The sequence below is a fragment of the Fibrella forsythiae genome (assembly GCF_017353175.1).
GTDB classification, from domain to species: Bacteria; Bacteroidota; Bacteroidia; order Cytophagales; family Spirosomataceae; genus Fibrella; species Fibrella forsythiae.
Genome location: NZ_JAFMYW010000079.1, coordinates 1 through 243 on the forward strand (window position 1 = coordinate 1; position 243 = coordinate 243).

General features: G+C 49.8%; 2 tRNA genes. Both read left to right on the forward strand.

What is annotated here, in order from left to right:
• The first annotated feature begins 35 nt into the window (after window positions 1-35).
• Window positions 36-109, forward strand: a tRNA-Ile gene (locus tag J2I46_RS32730).
• Window positions 110-113: 4 nt separating this feature from the next.
• A tRNA-Ala gene (locus tag J2I46_RS32735) sits at window positions 114-187 on the forward strand.
• The last annotated feature ends 56 nt before the right edge of the window (window positions 188-243 follow it).

The following is a 243-nucleotide window of genomic DNA, read 5'->3' on the forward strand; positions in this document are numbered from 1 at the left end:
CATATTTGATGCTTACTTTCTGCCAATACCCAAATGGGCTTGTAGCTCAGGTGGTTAGAGCGCTACACTGATAATGTAGAGGTCCGTGGTTCGAGTCCACGCAGGCCCACAGCGGGGGATTAGCTCAGTTGGCTAGAGCACCTGCTTTGCAAGCAGGGGGTCAACGGTTCGAATCCGTTATTCTCCACTACGAACCAACGGGTTCGTTTAGTTCTTTGACCTATTGAGAAGAAGGCTTTCAGA